This is a genomic window from Enterococcus sp. DIV0240d (assembly GCF_051711245.1).
Taxonomy (GTDB): Bacteria; Bacillota; Bacilli; order Lactobacillales; family Enterococcaceae; genus Enterococcus_D; species Enterococcus_D casseliflavus.
The window spans coordinates 2,473,999-2,497,891 of the sequence record NZ_JBIOMG010000001.1; the positions used below are offsets into that span (position 1 = coordinate 2,473,999).

22 protein-coding genes and 1 pseudogene are annotated in these 23,893 nt (G+C 38.7%); 2 read left to right on the forward strand and 21 right to left on the reverse strand.

The annotated features are described in order from the left end of the window. Positions 1-168: 168 nt before the first annotated feature. The 12 genes and pseudogenes from IGJ25_RS11645 to IGJ25_RS11700 all read right to left on the reverse strand — a co-directional run. Entirely contained in the window at positions 169-2,205 is a 2,037-nt protein-coding gene (locus IGJ25_RS11645) for a cation:proton antiporter (protein WP_225001060.1), read from the reverse strand. A 3-nt stretch (positions 2,206-2,208) separates the two neighbouring features. Then, a complete protein-coding gene (locus tag IGJ25_RS11650; RefSeq protein ID WP_010749375.1) occupies positions 2,209-2,490 on the reverse strand; it encodes a hypothetical protein in 282 nt (93 codons plus the stop codon). Positions 2,491-2,678: 188 nt separating this feature from the next. Then, positions 2,679-4,799 (reverse strand): peptidoglycan D,D-transpeptidase FtsI family protein, encoded by a 2,121-nt coding sequence (locus tag IGJ25_RS11655; RefSeq protein ID WP_128488699.1) that lies wholly within the window; start codon positions 4,797-4,799, stop codon positions 2,679-2,681. 309 nt (positions 4,800-5,108) lie between these two features. Beyond that, a complete protein-coding gene (locus tag IGJ25_RS11660) occupies positions 5,109-6,137 on the reverse strand; it encodes an LCP family glycopolymer transferase (protein WP_115232542.1) in 1,029 nt (342 codons plus the stop codon). Positions 6,138-6,322: 185 nt separating this feature from the next. Beyond that, complete coding sequence (locus tag IGJ25_RS11665) at positions 6,323-7,132, reverse strand: ABC transporter permease (protein WP_225001061.1); 810 nt, start codon at positions 7,130-7,132, stop codon at positions 6,323-6,325. 45 nt (positions 7,133-7,177) lie between these two features. Next, on the reverse strand, positions 7,178-8,233 hold the full coding sequence (locus IGJ25_RS11670; RefSeq protein ID WP_225001062.1) for an ABC transporter ATP-binding protein: 1,056 nt from the start codon (positions 8,231-8,233) through the stop codon (positions 7,178-7,180). A 168-nt stretch (positions 8,234-8,401) separates the two neighbouring features. Next, positions 8,402-8,803, reverse strand: a complete 402-nt coding sequence (gene tagD, locus IGJ25_RS11675) for a glycerol-3-phosphate cytidylyltransferase (RefSeq protein WP_008379620.1) — start codon at positions 8,801-8,803, stop codon at positions 8,402-8,404. A 164-nt stretch (positions 8,804-8,967) separates the two neighbouring features. After that, positions 8,968-9,168, reverse strand: a complete 201-nt coding sequence (locus IGJ25_RS11680; protein WP_005229578.1) for a cold-shock protein — start codon at positions 9,166-9,168, stop codon at positions 8,968-8,970. A gap of 141 nt (positions 9,169-9,309) precedes the next feature. After that, positions 9,310-9,915 (reverse strand): superoxide dismutase, encoded by a 606-nt coding sequence (locus tag IGJ25_RS11685; RefSeq protein WP_225001063.1) that lies wholly within the window; start codon positions 9,913-9,915, stop codon positions 9,310-9,312. A 77-nt stretch (positions 9,916-9,992) separates the two neighbouring features. Beyond that, the gene (locus IGJ25_RS11690) at positions 9,993-10,454 is read right to left on the reverse strand and encodes a GtrA family protein (protein WP_225001064.1); all 462 of its coding nucleotides are present in this window, start codon (positions 10,452-10,454) and stop codon (positions 9,993-9,995) included. 206 nt (positions 10,455-10,660) lie between these two features. After that, positions 10,661-11,851 carry an IS256-like element ISLgar5 family transposase gene (locus tag IGJ25_RS11695; protein WP_002324630.1) on the reverse strand — a complete coding sequence of 397 codons (1,191 nt, stop codon included), beginning with the start codon at positions 11,849-11,851 and terminating at the stop codon, positions 10,661-10,663. 324 nt (positions 11,852-12,175) lie between these two features. Then, a pseudogene (locus IGJ25_RS11700) lies at positions 12,176-12,355 on the reverse strand (GtrA family protein); the annotation flags it as partial. 114 nt (positions 12,356-12,469) lie between these two features. On the opposite strand from IGJ25_RS11700, the gene IGJ25_RS11705 reads away from it, so the two are divergent. Both IGJ25_RS11705 and IGJ25_RS11710 read left to right on the forward strand, forming a co-directional pair. Next, a complete protein-coding gene (locus tag IGJ25_RS11705; protein ID WP_015510023.1) occupies positions 12,470-13,279 on the forward strand; it encodes a DUF1189 family protein in 810 nt (269 codons plus the stop codon). A gap of 26 nt (positions 13,280-13,305) precedes the next feature. After that, complete coding sequence (locus IGJ25_RS11710) at positions 13,306-14,301, forward strand: phosphoglycerate dehydrogenase (RefSeq protein WP_128488713.1); 996 nt, start codon at positions 13,306-13,308, stop codon at positions 14,299-14,301. A 70-nt stretch (positions 14,302-14,371) separates the two neighbouring features. Here the strand turns inward: IGJ25_RS11710 and IGJ25_RS11715 are convergent, their stop codons facing one another. The 9 genes from IGJ25_RS11715 to IGJ25_RS11755 all read right to left on the reverse strand — a co-directional run bounded on the left by IGJ25_RS11715 (position 14,372) and on the right by IGJ25_RS11755 (position 23,867). Further along, a complete protein-coding gene (locus IGJ25_RS11715) occupies positions 14,372-15,310 on the reverse strand; it encodes a glycosyltransferase family 2 protein (protein ID WP_225001472.1) in 939 nt (312 codons plus the stop codon). A 57-nt stretch (positions 15,311-15,367) separates the two neighbouring features. Next, positions 15,368-15,667: a HesB/YadR/YfhF family protein gene (locus IGJ25_RS11720; protein WP_005229567.1), complete on the reverse strand. Its 300-nt coding sequence runs from the start codon at positions 15,665-15,667 to the stop codon at positions 15,368-15,370. A gap of 11 nt (positions 15,668-15,678) precedes the next feature. Beyond that, positions 15,679-16,344, reverse strand: coding sequence for a potassium channel family protein (locus IGJ25_RS11725; RefSeq protein WP_005229566.1), 666 nt, complete (start codon positions 16,342-16,344; stop codon positions 15,679-15,681). Between the two features lie 86 nt (positions 16,345-16,430). Beyond that, positions 16,431-17,060 (reverse strand): response regulator transcription factor, encoded by a 630-nt coding sequence (locus tag IGJ25_RS11730; protein ID WP_005236913.1) that lies wholly within the window; start codon positions 17,058-17,060, stop codon positions 16,431-16,433. A 3-nt stretch (positions 17,061-17,063) separates the two neighbouring features. Beyond that, a complete protein-coding gene (locus IGJ25_RS11735; RefSeq protein WP_081117280.1) occupies positions 17,064-18,131 on the reverse strand; it encodes a sensor histidine kinase in 1,068 nt (355 codons plus the stop codon). Beyond that, a complete protein-coding gene (gene liaF / locus IGJ25_RS11740; RefSeq protein WP_010749367.1) occupies positions 18,128-18,859 on the reverse strand; it encodes a cell wall-active antibiotics response protein LiaF in 732 nt (243 codons plus the stop codon). Before liaF ends, IGJ25_RS11735 begins: the two co-directional genes overlap by 4 nt. A gap of 152 nt (positions 18,860-19,011) precedes the next feature. Then, positions 19,012-19,491: a transcription elongation factor GreA gene (greA, locus tag IGJ25_RS11745; RefSeq protein WP_005229556.1), complete on the reverse strand. Its 480-nt coding sequence runs from the start codon at positions 19,489-19,491 to the stop codon at positions 19,012-19,014. Between the two features lie 115 nt (positions 19,492-19,606). Then, complete coding sequence (mltG, locus tag IGJ25_RS11750; protein ID WP_015510027.1) at positions 19,607-20,950, reverse strand: endolytic transglycosylase MltG; 1,344 nt, start codon at positions 20,948-20,950, stop codon at positions 19,607-19,609. A 319-nt stretch (positions 20,951-21,269) separates the two neighbouring features. Next, complete coding sequence (locus IGJ25_RS11755) at positions 21,270-23,867, reverse strand: GW domain-containing glycosaminoglycan-binding protein (RefSeq protein WP_438724980.1); 2,598 nt, start codon at positions 23,865-23,867, stop codon at positions 21,270-21,272. Positions 23,868-23,893 lie beyond the last annotated feature (26 nt).

Here is a 23,893-nt window from a genome sequence, read left to right on the forward strand (position 1 = left end):
ACATTTCATCAGCGGAAACGATGAGAGAAAAAAATCAATTTTTGTAAAAAAAGAATGCCTTCGTCAGTCTACTCCCTCTGATCATCGATGTTGATCATTGTTTAGGAAAATAACCTGACGAAGACACTCCATAAAACGTGCCTCAAGTTGTGCGCCTCTTGAGACGTATTATCGGCGAAACATTCGCTGCTTCGGCTGTTCTTCTGCTCGAGACATCGCATACGATTCTAACAGATTGACATTGCGTCGGTATTCATTTGCCGAAATCGTTGAGATTTTTTCAGCCACTTCATATTCATCGATCGTCTTGCGCTCAAGGTAATAGCCCCAAAGGACTTTCTTAACAAAAATCGGGTCTTGCTCGATCATGATCGTTTCAATGAAATTGCTGTGTTCAAACCGTTTGATGCTCATTTCTCGTTGACGAATAAAGAAATTGATCAGCGAGGAATCATAGACATCTTCTAAATTGCTCAAACTGTGAAAAATATATTCACTGTTCTTTAAGTAGATTTTTTGTACTTCAGAAATGTCTCGTTGCTTCAAGGCAGCTTTTAGCTGCTGCTGTCGCTGTAAAAACAAGCGAGGATGAATCAAAATACGGATAAATCGCTGAATAAAGAAGAGCCAAAAACTAAAGAATGAGAGAATTTGTTTTGCTAGGGAATGCTGCTGCTGAGAAATAAACCGTGAATAAAAACGGTAGCCATTTAAGCTGACTTTCCCATTTCGATAAGCTTCATCCAAGCCGTCTTGTTCGATCGATAGGATCAATCCTTGAATCTCTTGGATTTCTTGTTTTTCTGAATCAGTCAGACTATTGCGATACAATTCCCAGCGCCGATTTTCATAAGAATTGATGACAGCATCGATCGCTAAACGGCCTTTATCCGAGAGTTCCTGCTTTTCTTCTGCTTCCAATTGTTCGATGACGTCTTCTAAGATCAGCAAGTGATTGAAGTCGACGCTTTCGGCAGCTTCCCCATCTGCCAAGTATGGCAAGACCATCACACTTATGATCAATGTCAGCAAGATCACACAAGCGGTCAAAAACAGAAGCAAGCCTCTTTCATGAAAGGGTGCATCATGCACCATCACTGGCAAAATAAAGATGGCTGCCAAACTGACTGTTCCCTTGACTCCACCAAAAGTCAACAAGGCGACTTGATTCATAGATACTTGTTTTTTTGACTGTAAAAACCAATAGTAAAACAACAAAAAGAGAAAACGAACGAGGAAGATCACCGCCGTGACCACCAAAATCGTAATCACTAGATGCCAGTTTGCATAATTATTGCTCTCCCAGATTGGTGAAAATACTTGTGACAACTCGATTCCTAGAAAAAGAAACACCAATGCATTCAATGTAAAGACAATGGTCGACCAAGTACTTTCTGAAATATTCGCCAGCTCTGCATCAAACAACGAGATCCGTCGTTTTCTTTGGGCTTGGGCTACACCTGCCACAACGGCTGCGATGATGCCTGAGACCCCGATCATTTCGGCCAGCAAATAGGCAGCAAATGGCAAGAGCAGTTCGAACAATAAGTATACTGTGACATCTTGTGCCGAGATTTTTTCAATAAAGCGCAAAATTCGACGTTTCAGCCACACGATCAAGTAACCGACAAGCCCGCCGCCGATACTAGAGAATAGGAGCTGGAACCCTGCGTTGGCTGCTGAAAAGCTCCCGGTGGTCAAAGCTACGATAGCAAACTGCAATGCGGTAACCCCTGAAGCATCGTTCAGTAAGCCCTCGCCTTCCAGAATGTGCATAATGTTTTTGGAAATTTTCAAACGTTTTGCTAATGAGGAGACTGCCACTGCATCAGTTGGTCCTAACGCAGCACCAAAAGCGAAACAAGCAGCCAGAGGAATCGTGGGCATCAACCAATGGAGCGTTCCGCCGACAGCAAACAGTGTCATTAGAACGCCGCCAAAAGCCAAAAACAACACGATCTTGCTGTTTTTGAGGATTTCAGGTACATCTGCTCGTTCTCCTTCACGAAACAGCAATGGTCCAATGATCATTACTAAAAACATTTCCGGTTCAAAAGCGATTTCCTGTCCCATTTCTGTTAAACCTAGTAAAATCCCTAAGATGATTTGAATAAAAAAGATCGGTACCGAGGGTAATATTTTGCTCGCCACATTTGATAACGTGACGAGAATTGCAATGATAATGACGAGTTCAATAAATTCCATCCATTACCCTCTTTTCTTTCGAATAGCTAATAACAGCTCAAGAAAATCTTCTTTTTTCAAAAGGATCTTATCGTTTAAAAGATCTAACTCCTTTTCGTTATTTTCAATTTCACATTGGACACGCCGTGATTCCAAGCGGTAAAGATCGTGTTTCATTCGCTCAAATTTACGGAAGAGCAATGGATTTTTCCGCTGCAAGTATTCACGAATCTCTTTTTTTTCAGCTGGTGTAAATTGTCCCAACTGTTTCATCAGTTCTTGTTTGCTTAAACATTCCTTGTTCATGATTGTGCTTTGGGCCCCTTTTATTATCAGTTTATCTTTTTATTTATCGTATAAATCAAAATTATCTCTTGACCGCTAGTATTCTAAGCCAATCATTCAAAAATAGCAAGTCTTTCTCACTAAAAGATGGTTTTCTGTCCGCATTCTTATAAACTAAAAAAACCGCAGCTTTCACTGCGATTTTTTGTTTATTTCATATACAAGTCGTAATAAGCATCCATGATCTCTTTCGCGATTTGAATATTGGGATGCGTATCGGTGTCTCCTTTTAATTGAGGCATCACGATCGCAATCGCAATATCCGCATCACTGCTTGGCCCGTAGGCAACGATGTTTAAGTTAACTAAGCTGATGGTATTGCCATTACTATCCACGATGGGTGTTTCGGCAGTACCTGTTTTGGCAGAGACTTCCATTTTCGCAGAAGCCAAGCCTTTGGCAGTTGCCCAAGCATCCGTTCCATGAACCGCATCGTAAAAGCCATTTTGGATAATTTGCATTTGCGCATCTGATAAACCAACCTCGTTCAATACCGTTGGTTCGATGTCCTCAATCAGCGAACCTAGTCCGCCTGTTTCATCATTGTCGTAGATTCCGTCAACGATGTGAGGCTGCAATCTTTTGCCACCATTAGCAACAGTTGCTGCATATTGTGCCAGTTGCAGTGTCGTATAAGTATCAAACTGGCCGAATGCCAAGTCGAGGATCTTTCCGCCATCACTGACAGGGTCCATGTTCTCAATGGATGTGCTGATACCAGTTGCTTCTCCTGGTAAATCGATCCCTGTTTCAGTTCCCATACCAAAAGAGGCAAAAGAGGAACGGAGTTTTTCGTAGACATCCCCTTGACGATCCACTGTTGGAATCGAGATGCCTGACTGATAATTGATGCCCATCAAACGTAAAGCGACTTGCATCATATAGGAGTTAGAAGAAACTTCTAACGACTGCTCTGCAGAAAGATTGCGATTATTTGCCCCAGTTGGGTTGAAAATAGAAGCTTTTACATCGGAGCCGATTCTGATTGGTTGATCCAGCAGCACTTCGTTGCCGTTTAAGACGCCGTTTTCCCAACCGGCAGCCAAGGTTCCTGCTTTGACGACGGACCCTGGTACAAAGGAATTAATAAAGGTACCAATGGCATTTTCCTGCATTTCATTTGATCCCGTGTCATGATGATACCCGGACATGGAAAGGACACCGCCGGTTTTCGGATTTAACGCCACTGCGTATACCCCTGGGGAATACTCTGCAGCACCAGAATCAATCAGTTTTTGAAAATTGTCTTGCAAAATCTTGTCAACTTTCGCTTGAAATTCAGCATCGAGTGTTAAAACCAGATTATCCCCCTTTGCACCTGCAAAGGTTTCTTTTTGACTTTCAATATTGTTGTTGTTGTCAAGCGATATTTCAGAGATGGATTTTGTTCCTTGTAAAACTTCTTCATATTGTTGTTCCAAATAACTACGGCCAACGCGATCATTACGTGCGTAACCTTTTTCTAAGAATTCGTCTAGAACTTCTTCAGGTATTCCTTGTTCTTCACTAGTCACCGTTCCGATCAAACTAGCCAGAGAACTTCCTTCAACGATCTTTCGTGTCCAATCGGTCCCGGTGGAGATTCCTGGTAAATCGACCATGTTTTCAGCAACAACTGCCAATTCTTGGTCAGACACATCCGACGTCTTTATAAAGACCGTACTCAAGGATTGTGCGCTGTTCATCCGCTTGAAAATCGTGGCTGCTTCTAATTCGGCATCGGAGAAATTGATTTCTTCCTCGGTCACTTTCTCAACGGTTGCCGTATATTGTTCAGAAGTACCTAAAGAACGCTCTTCATCACTCAATCGTTCAGTTGCTTTTTCAAGATTGTCTTCATCTGCCAACCAAAAGTCCTTAAGATCTCGATCAGACAAGTTTTTGTCGACTGGCATTTCGATCAACTCGCTCAATTTTTTGGCCGTTTCTAAAAGATCTTGAGCGGTCATTTTGTTTCCCCGGGTAAAAGTGATTGCTGCATTGGCTTGATTTTCCACTAAAGCTTTCCCAGAAGCATCGTAAATCATCCCCCGAGGGGCACTTCCTTTTACTTCCACTACAGATGAAGCTTTCAATTGCTGCTCAATATTTTCGCCATTGACGATCTGTAGATAGCCTAATTGGACAATCAATGATACAAACAAAGCAAAAATAATAAAAAACAAAAAGTTCAATCGAAATGGAACATGAGATTTGCGATACGATTTGGCCTTTGGTTCTTCTGGCCCCTTACGTATCCCTTGGACAACTTTATCTTTCAAATTCTTCATCTCATCTATCCTTCCAATCTATAATGACTACTGTCCTATTTTACCAAAAAATTCGATCTGAAACAGAAAAAACAAAAAATATCCATTAATCCTTAGAAAAACTATAAAAACTCAACGATATCTGCCTGAATGTTTCACAGATAGATTGTTTCATTTTCACTCTTTCATGAAAAAATTGTTTTTTTAAGCTTTCTTATGTTTTTTCATTTGTTGATTTCGTGAAACAAGAAATTGATTGATGTTATTGTGGAAAACTAAAAACAGGAGGACTTTCGGTCACCCTGCTTTTTAGGCTTCTAAAGAAACTAGCTACTCCCCAGTTGTTGAGTTTTCTTCTGAGAAGGTCAGACTGTCGTCGTATAACTGATAATTAGGCGATCCGTTAGTATATTCATCGCCTTGGGTCAACCCCTCGTTCGTCGGAAGTTGCAACTGCTCCTTTAACAAATTTTGCGTATGCAACAACTGATTCGTCCCCAATAACTGATAATACACTCCACCAATCAGTTGTCCTTCCCCTTGCAGCTGCTCTTGCTCAATGGTCGCAAAAGCTGGCATGTAATTCGTACCGATATCCATCATGTCATTCCAGGTAAGATCCGTCTTCGAATTTTTTTCAACTGCTTTAAGGATGTTGCGGTAATTTCCTATTCCCTCCAAACTCATGACTTTTTGAAGGATTTTCGTCACCACTTCTCTTTGCCTTCTTTGTCGCCCTATATCTCCCTCTGGATCTTGTTTACGCATTCTTGCGTAGGCCAAGCCTGTTTTCCCATCTAAAGTGATTTGTCCTTTAGGGACATGGACACCTTCTAACGTAAAATCGATGGTATTTGTCACTTCGATACCACCTACTGCATCAATCAAATCCCGCATCCCTTGCATATTGATCGTCACATAATGGTCTATAGGAATGTCTAAAAGATTTTCAACTGAATCCATTGCCATCGCTTCACCACCGAAAGCATAGGCATGATTCAACTTATCGATCGTATTAAAGCCAACGATTTGCGTATAGATATCACGGTCAAGACTAACGATCGTTGACTGCTTTTTCTCAGGATTGACTGTTACCACCATCATGCTATCTGAACGGCCTTGCTCGGTTCGTCCCAGCGCCCCTGTATCAATCCCCATTAACAGAATGGAAAATGGATCGCGCTCTTCAATGCTGATCGCTGTTTCTCGTTTGTCTGTTTTACGATCAACAGACTTTGAGATTTGGTTGAATGTAGCATTCGTCTCTTGATAGATCTGCATGCCATAAATCGTTAAGCCAATGATTCCAACTACTAACACGACTAAAATACTGACTATTACTTTTTGATAACTCCGCATCCTGCACCTCGCCAATAAAAAATCACTTATCGAGTAAATTTTCCCACAAAATACAACGTTCAGCAACCGCTATCAAGAATAACTTTCATCCGTAACGCTTCCGTCACTTATTTGAAATAAAGAAAAAATTACAAACAAATAAAGTGCGCTCTCTAAGTTAGAGAGCACACGTCAAAACATCATTTTTAAATGTAATCAACAAAACGAGCACGGAACTTCATATGCAAATGGCTTCCTAAAATAAGAAGCATCAAAGTTAGACACCAGAATATAAGTGTGTAGGTCGTTTTTTCCCAAACCCATGCTCGAGAAAGGAAAGCATCCCGAAATCCTTCGATTAAATAGTAAATTGGATTTAAGTGTAATACTTTAATTAGCCAATCTGGTAGATTACGATTATTGATATTCCAAATAGGTCCTGAAACATAGAATAATAAACGAAGTACTGATTGTAAGAAAATATGATAATCTCGAATTAGTACTGTTATTGTGGCGTTCAATAGACCAAATGCAAATAAGAAAACAATCATCGCAAGAAAGTAATAAATAAATTGTAACCAATAGATACTTGGTGTCACACCAGCTATGAATAACGAACATACCACGATTGCCACCATAGGAATGTACGATGATAAATTACTTATAATATTAATCGATGGTAGAATACTGACTGGAAACTTCATTTTCGCTACCATTCCTACTTGTCGATGAATACTATTCGAGGCTCCTAAGATTGATGCACTAATATAAAACCATGCCGTAATCCCAACCAACATCCAGATAATAAATGGCACGCCGTCAATATTTCCGTTTTGATTAACACCTAGACCAAAAACCAAGTAATAGATTCCTACTTGAATAGCGGGATTTAAAATCTGCCAAGCTAAACCTAGATAGTGACTCTGATAGGTCGCTTTATCTTCATAACGGGACATCCGAAAAATAATCCCCGCATTTTTAAACTGTTCTTTTATAACTGCAGCAATCTCTTTCACAAACTTCTTCCTTTTCTATTTGAACTAAACAAAGAAACATCTTCTTTATTTGAAAACTTGACTGATCGTTTCAACAGGATTTTTAATTGCGTAAGTAATCGAATGCCCGCTAAAAGAAACCAGCGAGCAGAATATCGTTGCGACTACGACCAAACCTAAGACTCCTTTTGTCGGCCAGCTCATTTTTTCTCCTAGTGGCGTACGTTTCAAGTTTTTCTTGATCATTTGGTCGGAAAGATTTTGTAGTTGTAAAAAATGATCTTCTCGGCTTTTTTCAGCTAATTTTTCCAAGTTAAATGCTTTTTGATCTTCTTTGTATTTATCTTGATAGGCTTTTTGCTCTTTCTTTGGTTGTTTTTTGAACCAGTCGATAAATTTGCGGTATTCAGCCATTACTTCTTCAGTAGGACCAAACATCCGTAAATCACCATAGTGCATCCAAATCGTTCGGTCGCAAAGTTTTTCTACCTGTCCTAAAGCATGACTAACAAAAAAGATCGTTTTTCCTGCTTCTTTAAATTCCATGATCTTATCCACACATTTTTGATAAAACGTTTCGTCTCCGACAGATAATGCCTCATCAATAACTAAAATATCTGGATCATTATGAACCGCAATAGCAAAGCCTAACCGTGATTTCATCCCACTGGAATAGCTTTTAACAGGTTGGTTGATAAAGTCACCTAAATCAGCAAAGGCGACGATCTCAGGCATTTTTTTATCAATTTCTTTATTGGTCATTCCAGACATCAATGCTTTAAGCCGAATATTTTCTAATCCCGTCAGCTGATATTTTAACCCCGCACCAATTGCGATGATCGAGGTATCGCCATTTACTTCCATCGTACCGGATGTCGGTGGAATAATGCCACTGATCACGTTCGATAAAGTTGATTTGCCAGAGCCATTGATCCCAATGATCCCCACTGATTCACCAGCTTTCACATCGAAGCTGACTCCTTTTAATGCCCAAAATCGGGGAACATTGCGATGATAGAACTTGAATAGCGCTTTTACTTTATCAGCTTTCTTTTTATATAAGTCGTATTCTTTCGTCACTAAAGTTGCACGGACTTTGATTTCTTTTTCCACTTTCTTCATCCATTCTCATAGAATTTCTAATTGATCAAGTCAACTCACAAAACATCATACCATATTTTGAGTTCTGAACAAATAATCAATGAAAAACTAGTAATAAATTCTTAAGTTCTTGGAGTTGGTTTCAATAAAAAAAACATCTGTAAAAGATGCTTTTTAATAACAGTCCTTTTAATTGTTGAGTTTCAAATCTTTTTTGATTTGCGTGGTTGATATTTCTGGCGTCCGTGCTAGATAAATCACTTCAGCATCGGTTTCTTCTTGAATAAAGTCAAACTTTCCTGCCCAATCGTCTCCCATAACAAAGGTATCGACATGATACTCTTTAACATCAGAAACTTTTTGAGCCCAGCCTTCCTCGGGAATAACTAAATCAACATATCGAATCGCTTCTAATAGTTGTTTTCTTTTCTCATAAGAAAAGTAGCATTTTTTTTGTTTTTCATTCCAATTAAATTCATCCGTTGACAGTGCCACGATTAAATAATCGCCTTGTTCTTTTGCACGACGCAAAAGATTGATATGTCCATAATGCAATAAATCAAATGTTCCATAAGTGATTACTCGTTTCATTCTTATCCCTCTTCACTTCCTAGTCTTACTGATGTATTGAAGATACCAAATATGGAAAGAAATAGCAAATTAAAAAAGCTGAACATCTATTGTGGTCTCAAAGAATCAAACAAGAAAAAATATCTTTTTGAGGCACTTCAGTTACTCAGCTTTTTTATTCTGATTTAGACTTTTGTTACTTCCGCTGCCTGCGGTCCGCGGGCACCTTCAACGATCGTAAATTCAACTTCTTGTCCTTCTTCAAGCGATTTGAACCCATCTCCTTGAATGGCAGAGAAGTGAACAAATACATCATCGCCCCCGTCAACTGTAATAAAACCAAACCCTTTTTCGTTGTTGAACCATTTTACTTTCCCATGTTCCATAGTGTGTAAAGCCTCCAATAATTATAATCCGACGATTCCGTCGATTTCATTATAGCGGAATATGTAAGCGTTAGCAATATCGAAATTTCTTTCCATCAACAAAAAAGAAGCCCTTAGTCAGGCTTCTTCCTAATAGTTGGTTTAAGCTTTTGCGAAATATTCGTTTACTTTGTCCCAGTTAACAACACTCCAGAAAGCATTGATGTAATCTGGACGAACATTTTTGTATTTTAAGTAATACGCATGTTCCCAAACATCTAAACCTAATACAGGTGTTTGACCATCCATCAATGGTGAATCTTGATTCGCGGTTGAAGTGATTGCTAGTTTACCGTCTTTAACAACTAACCATGCCCAACCTGAACCAAAACGTCCAGTTGCAGCAGTTTTAAATTCTTCTTTAAAGTCTTCAAAGCTGCCGAATGTTTCTTCAATTGCCTCTTTGATCGCCCCAGTAGGTTCGCCACCAGCATTTGGGCCTAAGATTTCCCAGAAGAACGTGTGGTTAGCATGGCCGCCGCCATTGTTGCGAACCGCTGTTTGAATATCTTCAGGTACAGAAGAAAAGTCTGCTAATAATTCTTCAACTGTTTTTTCACCTAATTCAGGATGTTTTTCAATCGCTGCATTTAAGTTTGTTACATAAGTGTTGTGGTGTTTATCATGATGCAAATGCATCGTTTCTTCATCAATACATGGTTCCAATGCATCGTATGCGTAAGGTAAATCTGGTAATGTGTAAGTCATAAAAAATCCTCCTCAATGATAATGTTTACATAAGTAACATTATCAAACTATTCGACTTTGTTCAAAAAATATGCCTACTAACTTTCATCATTTACTTCAAAATTTTTGATTTCTGCTTGATTAAATATCAGGAATTTACTAAAGAGATAATTAGCGAGAACAACAATGATTTGAGTAACTATCTTTGCTGTTAAATTCGTTGTATTCATTAAATCGATCATAACATACATCACACCCATATCCATTCCAAGGGAGAGTACACGATAAAAAATAAACTTAGCAAATTCAACTAAAAGTTCTAACATACTTTCTGTTTTTGAATGGAACACCCAAACTTTGTTCGTTACAAAAGCAAACAAAACAGAAGCTATCCACGAAATTCCATTTGCTATCAAGTAATGCAGAGAGAGCCATTCTACACAAATAAAATAAGTTACGATATTTACAATTGTGGCAAGACCACCAAAAAAAAGATAAATAAAAAGATTCCATAGTTTTCTTTCTTCTAAAGCCTCTTTAAACCTTAAATAAAATTTCAAAAAGAACACTCCTAATTCATCAAAGCTTTCTTACACTATATTATATCCTATAAATAATTAATATACGAATTTTTTCATAAAATTATCTTTTTATTTTTCTTTTTTTCAGACTTAATCTTATGTAAATTAGAATTTTTCTTCTTTGCTTTATTCAAGGGAGCGTCAATAATTTTGTGTAAATGATTCTTCCCTACTGCAGATTGTTTCTAATTCTCAATCAGTTGGCTTAGCATTTGTTCAAGTTCGCCTTCGGCCTGTTGAAAGCCTTTATGACTGCGACCTAGGAATTTTTGGTTGTAAGTATCAAAAGACGAGACTAAGAAACGTTCCATCGACTCTTCGTTTTGGAACTGTTCCTTGCGGTGGCTGTATTTCTTGATTTGCTTATTAAAGGATTCAATCAAGTTCGTAGAATAAATACTCTTGCGTATGGCCAAGGGGAAATCATAGAAAGTGAGCAAGTGATCGTTCGAAAGAATCGATTCAACCACTTTTGGATAGCTGGTTTTCCATTTTTCCGCAAAAGCACCACGTGCTTCCAACGCCACCTCTTTAGATGAGGCTTGATACACCATTTTAAAATCATCACAGACTTCCTTACGATCATCGACACGCACTTTGTGACTGATATTACGGGAAACGTGTACACAACAATGTTGAAAACGAGCTTTGGGATAGAACCGACTAATCGCTCCTACCATCCCCTTTAAGCCATCCGTGATGAACAGGAGGACATTTTTCAAACCGCGCTCTTGAAGGTCCAATAAAATTTCCTCCCAAATCGTGATGGATTCAGTCGGTGCAATCGCATAGCTCAATACTTCCTTTGATCCGTCCGGGCGAATGCCAACTGCGATATGAATAGCTTCCTTGGCGACGGTTTTCCGCTTTAACGGAATATACGTTGCGTCCATATAAATAGCAGCATAACGGTCATGAAGCTCCCGCCCTTTAAACGCCGTTACCTCTTCTGTAAATGATTTTGTTATATTGGACATGGTTTGGGGCGTGTAGTGATGCCCATACATTTTCTCAATCAAGTCTGCGATTTCCGACATGGTAATACCTTTTCGGAAGAGGTGAATGACGGTCTCCTCTAACGTGTCATTCGTCCGTCTATAAGCAGGAACAGTCTGTTGCTTGAACTCACCATTGCGGTCGCGCGGAATCTGGAGATGAAGTTCCCCATACTCGGTCTTGACCGTACGGTCATAGGAGCCGTTACGAGAATTACCCGTGTTAAAACCAATGCGATCATACTTTTCGTAATCTAGGAAAGCCGTTAACTCCGTTTTGAGAAGCGTATTGACTGCTTTCTCCAAATGAACACGGAATAATTCATTCAAATCGCCTTTGTTCGCTAGAGTCTTTAGAATTTCTGTAGTAAAATCGTTCATAGGGAAGTCCTCTCTTCTGTGAATGTGTTGTGGTAACTCTATTCTACAGAAGGGACTTCCTTTTTTCTATTTACACAAAATATTTTACACTCTCTTATTCAAATCCTATAAATTATTGTTAGTTAATATATTGAGCAAGATTAAATAACTTCATAATAACAAAGCTAATTAATGTCATGTATAAATTTGACATGCTTAGCCCAACCAAGAAAGTTCCATTTTCGTGAAATATTGTTACAATATTAGTTTTATTCATTCATATGGCAATCTTACTTACAATTCAAGTAACATTTTTTTTCATGAGATTAAAGAAGACAATCAAACAATCACATTCGCTGTTTGATAATAAAAACCAAACCCTTCACGAAAAATGAGATAGACGACAATATTGACTACGGTGGTCAAACCACCAAAAAATAAATACGTGAGTGGCTCCCACAGTTTTTTTTGTTGTAAGATTTGTTTGTATTCAATAAACTTTTGCATACATATGCCTACTTTCATTACTTTATTTACTTATTCAATAGATATTTGGCTCTTTTTTTGTGAATTCCTTGTAATCCTAAGAACCCTTCGTTACAATTACTCTAGTTATACCACAAAGGAGTTTATCAGCAAATGACTATCGTCCAACTATTTAAAATTGCTTTTTTTCGAATACCAGAGCTAAAATTCGTCAAAAAAGCAGAGTTTTCCAAAGTGATTGTTTTTCTATTAGGTGCAGCCGTGATGATGGCTTTGCCAGTTACCATCAATGTCTTAGACGTCTTTCGTGATGTGCAAGCAGATGGACAAAAAATCGGAGAAACGATTCCTGATTTCACGATCGAAAATGGACAGATTTCTGTCGCTCCCAATACGCAAGGGTTCATCTATCAAACCGATTCGATCATCTTTACTTTTGATCCTGATGGCAATCGTACACCAGCAGATATTGCATCTGATGTCACCGGCTCGGTGATCGCAGTAGGTTTGTTAAAAGATCAGCTGGTCATTCGTATCCCTTCTTCTGGTTTCTCAACGTCTATGTTCGATTCAAACCAATTAGAGTTTGATTATAGTGAACCAGCACTGCGTAATCTTAACGGTCAGGCGATTCGAGAAACCTTATCCAACCAAGCGATCCCATGGCTGATAAAAATCATTGTCTTTTTTGTCGCCTTATATCCCACGTTTGTCAGCTTACTGATCACCTTAATCATGGGAACCTTTATTGCAACGATCTATACGAAATTGAAGCTATTCTCTTATACCTTTTTCGAAAATTTAAAGATTCTCATTGTCTGTGCTGCATTGCCTACACTCATTAGTGTTATTGTACAACTAGCGCTGCCTTCCTTTGATGCTACCACCTTTATTTTGTTTGGTTCCCTATTCTTATTTACACAAGGTGTCAAAGATTCCCCAAAAATACAATTAAAAAAATGATCTATCCCATGTTCAATTCATTGAACATGGCTTTTTTCTCATTCTTTGCTACACTTAAGATACAAGGAGGCTTGGCAATGAAAAAAATAATCTTAGCCACTCGCAACTTTCGCGACACTTATGTGGAACAAATGGAAAAAGACTATCAATTTCTCGTGTACTCAAAGGACCAAGCAATTGATTGGTCACAAGTGGAAATCACTATCGGTTGGAAGCCAGCATGGAACGAACACCTGTTAACCGAAAAAACAAATTTGAAATGGGTCCAAGCGATTTCGGCTGGTGTGGACACCTTGCCATTAAAAGAGTTTGCAAAATACGACATTCTCTTATCAAATGGCAGTGGCATCCACGCTGAATCGATTACAGACCATTTATTGGCTTTGCTCTTTATGGAAAACCGCGGGATTTTCCAAGCAATCCAACAACAAAGAAAACAGCAATGGGCACCGGATACGATTCCTTATGCAAAGCTATCTGATCAAGAGATTTTGATCGTTGGTACGGGACAAATCGGCCAAAGATTAGCCCAAGCATTAACCTTTTTTGGTGTACATCCGATCGGCATTAATACAAGCGGCCATGAGGTGGCGAATTTTGAAAAAACGTTTGCGTTATCTGACTTACACGCTTGCGCAAAAACCGCCGATTGCATCATCAATATTCTTCCACTGACAGAAGAAACCACACATTTGTATGACGAAGCCTTTTTTGCACAAATGAAGCCTTCCGCTTCATTTTATAATGTCGGTCGCGGTCCTAGCGTGGATACTGCCGCATTAACAAAGGCATTAGAGAAAAAGCAGCTGGCATTTGCCGCACTAGATGTTTTTGAAGAGGAACCTCTACCAGAAAATGATCCACTATGGCATACCGAAAACCTGTTGATTACTCCTCACATCTCAGGACACACGCCCCATTTTCAAAAGGCATTTATGGATATTTTCTTAGCGAATTTCCAACAATTTTTAACAAAACAAGAACTTGTTAAAAATGAGATAAACTTGGATAAGGGATACTAACAAATTCTTTCCGCAAAAAAAGTGTACAGTTGAAGGCAACCCCTTCAAATTGTACACTTTTATTTTATCATTATTTTTCTTGGTCTTTTTCGGTTTCTTTCAAGAAGTACAAGGGTCTATTTTTAGTCTCTAAGAAAATTTTTCCGATATACTTGCCGATGATCCCTAAACAAAGCAATTGCAATCCACCAACAAATAAGAAGATACTGACCATTGAAGGCCACCCTGATGTCGGATCTCCAAAAATAAAGGTTCTTATCACAATAAAGATCAAAGCAATCAGAGAACCAAAACAGGAAAGCGCACCAATAAACGAGGCGATATTCAAAGGTGTATCTGAAAAATTGACGATGCCATCGATCGAATATTGGAATAGCTTCCAGAATGACCAGGACGTCTCACCCGCTACTCTTTCTCGATTCTCATAGGCGATGTATTCTGTATCAAACCCAACCCAGCTGAAGATCCCTTTTGAAAAGCGATTGTACTCTGACAGCTGTAAAACTGCATCAACCATATTGCGGCGCATCAAGCGAAAATCTCGCGCACCGTTTACCATTTCAGTATCGGCAATTTTGTTGATGATGTTATAGAACGAGTTCGAAAAAAAACTGCGAATCTTTGGCTCACCTTTTCTATCGGCACGTCTCGTACCCACACAGTCAAGCTCTGGTTTACTTCTTAGCAAAGAAAACATTTCAGGTAGTAATGACGGCGGATCTTGTAAATCTGCATCCATTACAGTGACAAAATCGCCTCTAGCAGCTTGTAGCCCCGCATAAAGAGCAGCTTCTTTGCCAAAGTTTCTCGAAAAAGATAGATAGCGAACACTTTCAGGGTGGGCGTGATACAAGTCTCTTAAAACAGACAGAGTTTGATCTGAAGACCCGTCATTAACAAAAATATATTCAAAAGGCATATTTAAGTGTTTCTTCACTTTTTCTGTTTCTTCAAAAAAAATCGGCAAGCTTGCCTCTTCATTAAAACAAGGTACAACAATTGATAACATCGGTTTCATCTCCTAGAGCCAATCGTGGGAAATCGGTCAGCTGGGACCGAATCCACATTATTTTTTATCTTCGCTAAAATCATATTTCGGTTCATCTAACGTTTCATCATAGTCCACAGTTAGATCATAGCCTTTGAAAAACCATTCGTCTGCTTCATCAATAAAAAAAAGCAAGCCATCAATGGTTTGTTCGACGATCGGACGTTCTGGTTTATCGACTGACATTCCCACGGAAAATCCGTCATGCACTTGTGTTTTGCCATAAATTTTTCCGAAAAAACGAATCCCGCTTCCCTGGTCTACCACCAATTCTTTTTTAAACCATTGCATTGCTTCAGGACTTATTGTTAAGTTCATTTTCTTCACTCCTAATCATTCATATGTTCATCAAGTATATCTACATCATCTGTATTGCCGATCACGAGTAAATTGTCATTTTCACGCACGATCGCCTCTGCATCAGGCGAAACGATCACTTGTCCTGGTCCCCGACGAATCGCAACGACTGTCAGACCATATTTTTGTCGAAAATTCAGCTCAATCAGGGATTTATTGAAAAAGCGTGGATTGGACACGCGAATCTCTGCTAGAGAAAATTCGTCAGATAGTTCAATATAATCTAAAATATTTTTGGAAACAAGATTATGGGCGATGCGAATCCCCATGTCACGTTCGGGATGAACGACACGGTCTGCGCCGAGTTTTTCCAGTACACGGGCATGGTATTCGTTTTGGGCTTTCGCTAAGATATTAGGAACACCCATTTCTTTGACCATCAAGGTCACCAAAATACTAGCTTGAATATCCTCACCAATCGCAACAATGACATGGTCAAAGTTACGGATACCCAATGAGCGTAACGTCATCTCATCTTGTGCGTTGCCGACCACCGCATGGGTGGCGATATTCATATACTCATTGACACGATCTTCGTTGCTATCGATCGCCAGTACTTCTTGTCCAGATTCAATCAACGTGCGACAAATACTGCCACCAAAACGGCCCAGACCGATTATTGCATAATTTTGCTTCACCACAAACGCTCCTTTTTTACCAGATCATAATTTAGTATAACAAAAACCTCCTCTGCTTGCCATGAGGAGGTATGATTATTAAGACTTTATTTTATCAAACCATGTTTAAAAGCATATATCGTAGCTTGTGTACGATCTTCTACTTCTAATTTTGATAAGATATTTGACACATGTGTCTTCACTGTTTTCAGCGTAATGAAGAGTGAATCCGCAATCTCTTGGTTGCTCTTTCCTTCGGCGATCAACAGTAACACTTCTTGTTCCCGATTGGTCAAATCTTCATGTAGGATCGGTGTCCGATTCGTCAAACGATCCATCATTTTCGTGGTGACTTCGGGTTCTAAGACCCGCTCTCCTCGCTGGGTTGCACGAATGGCTTCCGCAATCTCATGAGCAGTAGACGTCTTTAACAGGTAACCTGCCGCACCCGCTTCAATAGCAGGATAGACTTTTTCGTCATCAATAAAACTAGTGACAATAATGATTTTTGCTTCGGGCCAATCATTTAAAATCAATTTCGTAGATTCGATCCCATCCATTTCATCCATCACCAAATCCATCAAAATCACATCTGGACGTAATTCCAATGCCTTTTCATACCCGACTCGACCATTTTCCGCTTCCCCAATTACTTCTATATCGTCTTGAATCGATAGATAAGAAGAAACCCCAAGACGAACCATTTCATGGTCATCAACTAACAACACTTTAATCATACCTTATGCCTCCTTCAACAGTGGAACTTTAATTTCAATACTGGTTCCTTGATTTTTAAAACTAATAATTTTCAACGTTCCGCCAACGGCACTTACCCGTTCTCGGATATTCATCAAACCATAGCTGCCGGCCTTTTGATCTTGTGGATCAAAGCCAACACCGTCATCGATCACCCGCAACAACACGTTATTATCAATGCGATGCAAGTAAACTTCCAACTCATTGGCCTTGGCGTGACGCAGTGTATTAGATAAGAGTTCTTGGATCACACGAAAGAGTTGATCTTCAATCGAACTAGGCATCGTAAAGTCTTCAATATCCCAAGTCAATAGAATTTTGATTTTGGTCTCTAATTCTTTTAACAATTGCTCGATTCCTTGCTTTAGACTCTTCCCTTCCAAAGTAACAGGTCGTAGATGAAGCAAGAGCGCCCGCATTTCAGATTGCGAAGCATTGATAATGTCTGTGACCATAGCTAACTGTTTCTTTTGGCTTTCTGGCGCATCTGTTCGAATCGCTTGCTCATTTAGTGCAGACATCATCATCATGGCGGCAAACAGCTGTTGAGAAACAGAGTCGTGCAATTCACGAGCCAGACGCTGCCTTTCTGCTTCTAAAATCTCTTCTTTCGTCTGACCATCAACAAACTGCGGTTTCGCATTCAATTGCTGTAATTCCATCGACATCTGTTTCATCTTCGATTGGATACTGGCAATGTCACGATCCACATTCGCAATCAAGTGGTTTTCAGACGCATGGGGGATTTTTGTTTCCAATAAAGGGCTATCGATATAGCCGCTGGCTAACAGTCTTAACTTTTCTTCCACCGGACCGTATTGACGGTTGCGAAAAAAAGAAATCAGTAAAAAGATAGCTAAAGCAATCAATGCAGATATTACAAGTAAGTGAAAGACGATTGGGATAAAGAAGAGCTTGATTTGAAAGACTTCTATCAGCCAATTATTTTTCCCACTGGCATACAAATAGGAAAACAGCATCAAAATCATGGTGAAAAAACTTGCTAATCCTGCATAAAAAGCGATCATGCCTCTTGAAAATTTCCCGATCATACCCGAATCACCTCAACATCACCAACAAGGGTATTCGTCAAGATTTTCAAACGCCGACTATTTTCGCCATAATCCGGGCTGTAGATCGTCACTTTTTCATTTTTCAAGCTCGTTTCTTCGCCTTCAAAGATAACGGAGCCAATAAAAGTACTGTGCTCTAATTTGATTGCTATACCAGCAGGCACTAAAATACGAGTTCTGCCAAAGCCTTTTCGTACGATCACGACGTTTTCTTTCTTAGGCAATAAAGTGTTGCCTAGATCGATGAAAGTGTCCCCAGTCAAGATATCTAAATTGATATCGTCCCATTCATAGACTTGACTGCCGATCCGTTCATTGCCTAACCATTGCTGCTTTTGTTTCAGTGGATGATCAGCTTTGGGTTCTTCAGTTTCAACGATAATCATTTGTTTTTTGCGCCAGAATGAATTTTTAGTTAAGTCGATTCCGGTAATCTCGACTCCTTTTAAACCAATAAATAAAATCGCAAAAATCAGCATCAGCCACAGTGCTGGACTATTTAACAAACTGATCAAAATAGCAATGGAACTTGAGACCATCAAGAAATTTTTAAAATTGCTCTTGCGCTCACTTCGGTTCACAAGGACCAAGCACGTCACACCAAGTATTAATAAAAATAATAATGGCGGATTAGATAAAATTTGCCATACCGCAAAAAGCAGTAAGAGCGCTTCAACAATAAAGAAAAAACGCCAAGGACTTTTCATTCAAGCTCCTCCTCCTAGTAATTCTACTCTATCATACCTGAAAAAAATGGTTTGTCCATCCGTCGCTGGTCCGAAAAAAGACCCTGTTTGATCAAATTCCCTAAAGGAGAATGAACAACAGGGTCAACTAGATTGATCGAGTGATCAAGCAATTAGCTTTTCTTTACTTCTGTGATTCTTACTTGCATATCTCCGCCTGGCGTTGAGATCGTCACTTCATCGTTGACTTTTTTCCCAATCAAGGCACGAGCGATTGGTGAATCATTGGAAATTTTACCAGAAAACGGATCTGCTTCAGCACTACCGACGATCATGTACTCTTCTTCGTCACCATCAGGCAACTCAACAAAAATCACTGTTTTTCCGATGGAAACTTCATCAGAGTCAACACCCTCATTATCAATGATCTCTGCAAAACGAATCATATTTTCTAAAGTAGTGATTCGGCCTTCGACAAACGCTTGTTCATCTTTAGCAGACTCATACTCTGAGTTTTCGGATAAATCGCCAAAACTGCGGGCTACCTTGATACGTTCAATGATTTCGCCGCGTTTTACCGTTTTCAATTCTTCTAATTCTTGTTCTAGCTTTTCTTTTCCTTCAAGTGTCATTGGGTAAACTTTTTCTACCATAGTTCTTTTCTCCTTTTAGTAACTTCTAATAAATCGCAAAAGGTAATCTTTTGCGATGAGTCCACAAAAGATTACCATGCTTTTTTTTAAATGTAAACTATAAACCTATGAAAATTTAATTTGAGGTATTGTTTACATATTGTTCCACTAATTGCATATGCTGTTCATAGGTTTCCGCAAAGTAAACTTCTTGGGTTTGAATGTCAGCAACGAAATAATAGTAGTTGTTCGGTGTTGGATCTAAGACCGCTTGGATCGCTGCTTCACTTGGATTGTTGAATGGTCCAGGTCCGTAGCCAGTATGCACATAGAGATTATAAGGAGAGTCAACTTGGGTGTCCTCATAAGTAACTAGCTCTTTGTGCTCACCTAACGCATATAGAATCGAAATATCCGATTGCAGCGGCATATCAATCGCTAAACGATTGAAGAATACCTGTGCGATATTTTTACGATCTTCTAGCTTACTGCCCTCTTTTTCAACAAGTGATGCCAAAGTAAGGACTTCTTGAACCGTCATTTCTTTTTGAGCGATTTGATCGAAATATTTTGACAAGACTGAATTTGATTTATCCACCATTTGGGTAACGACTTCTTCTAGGGTATTCCCTGTATAGTAGTCGTAAGTTGCTGGGAACAAGTATCCTTCTAGTCGGTAACGCACACCTTGCGCATCGCCGGCACTTGCTAAAAGCTCAGGATAGGTTTCTTTCATTTTTTCAAAGAACTCGTCACTTTCCATCAAAGCTAGGAAATCGTCTTTCGAGATATTCGTCGCTTCCGCTAGAGCATCACCGATTTGATCAACATCAAATCCTTCTGGAATCGTCACTTTTGCATCAGAGGTGACCGAGCCTTCGCCATTTTGCAGCATCTTTGAGATTTGATCCAATGTCATACTAGGAGAAAAATGATAATTTCCTGCTTGAAATCCAGTTAAATTATTGAATTTCGTATAATAGTTAAAAATCATACCACTTTTAATGATATTGTCTTCTTCCAAAATTTCTCCAATTGCTTTGTTGGACGATCCACTAGGAATCTCAACCGCCACCGTTTCTGTATCTTCTGGATTCAACGGCTGCAATCCTGATGTCACATAACGATACATTGAAAATCCTAAAACACCACCGATGACGAGCAGAGCAAGGACTACGATCAAAACGATCCGATTGACAATCCGATCTTCTTTTTTGCGTTGCTGCTTGCGCAATTGCGTTTCCCCACCTTCAGCTATGGGCACTTCTTCTGCTGCTGCCCTACGACTTGTAGCAGCTTGCTTTGCTTGTTTATTTTTGGTCTTTCCACTTGCAGTTCGCGAACCCACCTCTTCTTGAGGTTGTTGAATAGGACGCTCGTTCAAACCATCGCTTTCTTGGGTTTGATCTGATTGAGGTTGCTTTAAAGCTCCTAATACTTCGTCTTTAAAGGACTTATCCTCTGGATGTTGTTTACTCAAAACAACTCCTCCTAACTTTCGTAATACTGGCTTGTACCATTATACACGAAAGTTAGGAGGAGTGGAATCAATTTTACCGTTCGATTTAATAAACTTTACGATATCACTGAATCTCTTTTCGATAAACAACTTATTCCCATTTGTGTTTGATCATTAATACCTTTTAAAATTTATTATTTCACTCAAATCACCATGAAACTTTGTAATTAAACACATTTTTTAAATGTTATATGAACCAAAAGCGTTGTCTCCATCTTATGATCTATTTTGATTCAAGAAAGAAAACAATTACGATTGTTCGTTCTAAAGCTAGTAAAACTTATTCTTTATCCTCCGAAGAAAAGACTATACTACTCGAATCCATCATACTAGATTCTTCAGAGATACTTGGACTAGTTTCTGGTATTGCTTCTGATGAATCTTTTGTTTCTTTTACACTGTCTTTAGATGTAGTAGTTGTTTCCTCAGTCTGTGGCTGTTCACTTACAGATGGAACAGCTTTTAATCCAATGAAGTTTCGAATATCAGCCCATGCAGTCATACTACCATCTACTGTTTGGAATTGATAGTATTCACCACTTGACGTCTTCGCATAGTTAATTATCTTCACATCTTTATTCACATAGGCGCTCGTATTACCGATTCGTGTTGCTCCATACGTATTCCATGGGCCTGCATAAATACCATCATACTTGGTTGCTTGTACTTTACTATATTGATTCATTGCTTTTTGTTCGATGATCGTATCGTACATCTTGAAGTTTCGAATATCAGCCCATGCAGTCATACTACCATCTACTGTTTGGAATTGATAATATTCACCACTTGACGTCTTCGCATAGTTAATTAGCTTCACATCTTTATTCACGTAGGCGCTCGTATTACCGATTCGTGTTGCTCCATACGTATTCCATGGGCCTGCATAAATACCATCATACTTGGTTGCTTGTACTTTACTATATTGATTCATTGCTTTTTGTTCGATGATCGTATCATACATCTTGAAGTTTCGAATATCAGCCCATGCAGTCATACTACCATCTACTGTTTGGAATTGATAGTATTCACCACTTGCCGTCTTCGCATAGTTAATTAGCTTCACATCTTTATTCACGTAGGCGCTCGTATTACCGATTCGTGTTGCTCCATACGTATTCCATGGGCCTGCATAAATACCATCATACTTGGTTGCTTGTACTTTACTATATTGATTCATTGCTTTTTGTTCGATGATCGTATCGTACATCTTGAAGTTTCGAATATCAGCCCATGCAGTCATACTACCATCTACTGTTTGGAATTGATAATATTCACCACTTGCCGTCTTCGCATAGTTAATTAGCTTCACATCTTTATTCACGTAGGCGCTCGTATTACCGATTCGTGTTGCTCCATACGTATTCCATGGGCCTGCATAAATACCATCATACTTGGTTGCTTGTACTTTACTATATTGATTCATTGCTTTTTGTTCGATGATCGTATCGTACATCTTGAAGTTTCGAATATCAGCCCATGCAGTCATACTACCATCTACTGTTTGGAATTGATAATATTCACCACTTGACGTCTTCGCATAGTTAATTAGCTTCACATCTTTATTCACGTAGGCGCTCGTATTACCGATTCGTGTTGCTCCATACGTATTCCATGGGCCTGCATAAATACCATCATACTTGGTTACTTGTACTTTGCTATATTGGTCCAAAGTCTTACTAGAAAGAATTTTGTCATATAAAGTAAGGGTTCTATAATCAACCCAGCCAACAATCGTCCCATTTGAGTCTTTAAATTTATAGTACTTATCTGTCGCAGTCGATGCTTCTTCAATCACTGTTAATTTTTGACCATTATAATTTGATAGATCGCCAATTTTTGTATAACCAGGCGTATTCCAAGGAACATTATAGATGCCCGAATATTTAAGATCTTTTATTGTAGCATCGTTATCTAATGTTTTACTCGATAATACTTTGCCATATAATTTTATATTCTTTTCAGCTACCCAGCCTAAATAATTAGATCCCTCTTTAACTAAATAATATTTACTGTTGCCTGGCATAGTAACTTCTCGAATTGCATTTAGTTTTTTATTAGCATAACTGCTAATATTCCCAGTTATTTTAGAATCAATATTACCTTGAGGTTCAGAAAAAATGTACCCGGTACCAGTCACTAAAGCATCGTTATTTATATTTTCTATCTTCGTAGCAACAGACCCACCAATCTTGTTATATATATAAACAACTAATTCATAGAAATCATACATTGAATAATTATTTGCACTAAAGTATCCCACAGGATCAGTATGATCCGTTCCTCCTAAAAACCTAGTAACTGCATCGTGACTCCAAATAGTTCCTTTCCCATCACTATGAGCATTATCTGGAAACAAATTATATTTTTTTAACATATATGCTGTATAAAAAGCGTCGTTATATACAGATCGATCAAAATTTGAACTAGAAACTCGCACCAATTCTATTTGAATAAATTTGGGATTAGCTTGTCGACCGGCCCCCCAACTGTAATAGTCTGTAGGATGGATCTCAATAATATTATTATGATCAACAAAAGCATGCACAAAAGCATTTTGCCAATTTCTTTTCATATATGCAATCTCATTTTGGATTGTAGAGTTTGAATTTGCAGTTTCATGTATGACAACACCAGTAGGCAAAGCATATCCATCTTGATAGTTCATCTTATCAAAATTACCAGAATAGTCTTTTTGAATTTTAAGAAATGGGTAGTTTTTACTAATAATCTGCGAGTTTCTCTGACTCCTTAATAATGCAGTGATTTCATCATTAAGAATATTTGAGTCAAATATATCATCCGCATGAGCATTAGTAGGGAGCATTAGTATAGCTACGAACATACATACTTTTAGTAATTTTATAAGTACTTTTTTCATAATACCTCCTTGAATAATTAAAACTA

Coding starts and splice junctions, on each gene's coding strand:
- IGJ25_RS11645 (WP_225001060.1), bottom strand. CDS start 2,205: ATGGAATTTATTGAACTCGTCATTATCATTGCAATTCTCGTCACGTTA.
- IGJ25_RS11650 (WP_010749375.1), bottom strand. CDS start 2,490: ATGAACAAGGAATGTTTAAGCAAACAAGAACTGATGAAACAGTTGGGA.
- IGJ25_RS11655 (WP_128488699.1), bottom strand. CDS start 4,799: ATGAAGAATTTGAAAGATAAAGTTGTCCAAGGGATACGTAAGGGGCCA.
- IGJ25_RS11660 (WP_115232542.1), bottom strand. CDS start 6,137: ATGCGGAGTTATCAAAAAGTAATAGTCAGTATTTTAGTCGTGTTAGTA.
- IGJ25_RS11670 (WP_225001062.1), bottom strand. CDS start 8,233: ATGAAGAAAGTGGAAAAAGAAATCAAAGTCCGTGCAACTTTAGTGACG.
- tagD (WP_008379620.1), bottom strand. CDS start 8,803: ATGAAACGAGTAATCACTTATGGAACATTTGATTTATTGCATTATGGA.
- IGJ25_RS11680 (WP_005229578.1), bottom strand. CDS start 9,168: ATGGAACATGGGAAAGTAAAATGGTTCAACAACGAAAAAGGGTTTGGT.
- IGJ25_RS11685 (WP_225001063.1), bottom strand. CDS start 9,915: ATGACTTACACATTACCAGATTTACCTTACGCATACGATGCATTGGAA.
- IGJ25_RS11695 (WP_002324630.1), bottom strand. CDS start 11,851: ATGAACGATTTTACTACAGAAATTCTAAAGACTCTAGCGAACAAAGGC.
- IGJ25_RS11705 (WP_015510023.1), top strand. CDS start 12,470: ATGACTATCGTCCAACTATTTAAAATTGCTTTTTTTCGAATACCAGAG.
- IGJ25_RS11710 (WP_128488713.1), top strand. CDS start 13,306: ATGGCTTTTTTCTCATTCTTTGCTACACTTAAGATACAAGGAGGCTTG.
- IGJ25_RS11715 (WP_225001472.1), bottom strand. CDS start 15,310: ATGTTATCAATTGTTGTACCTTGTTTTAATGAAGAGGCAAGCTTGCCG.
- IGJ25_RS11720 (WP_005229567.1), bottom strand. CDS start 15,667: ATGAACTTAACAATAAGTCCTGAAGCAATGCAATGGTTTAAAAAAGAA.
- IGJ25_RS11730 (WP_005236913.1), bottom strand. CDS start 17,060: ATGATTAAAGTGTTGTTAGTTGATGACCATGAAATGGTTCGTCTTGGG.
- IGJ25_RS11735 (WP_081117280.1), bottom strand. CDS start 18,131: ATGATCGGGAAATTTTCAAGAGGCATGATCGCTTTTTATGCAGGATTA.
- liaF (WP_010749367.1), bottom strand. CDS start 18,859: ATGAAAAGTCCTTGGCGTTTTTTCTTTATTGTTGAAGCGCTCTTACTG.
- greA (WP_005229556.1), bottom strand. CDS start 19,491: ATGGTAGAAAAAGTTTACCCAATGACACTTGAAGGAAAAGAAAAGCTA.
- IGJ25_RS11755 (WP_438724980.1), bottom strand. CDS start 23,867: ATGAAAAAAGTACTTATAAAATTACTAAAAGTATGTATGTTCGTAGCT.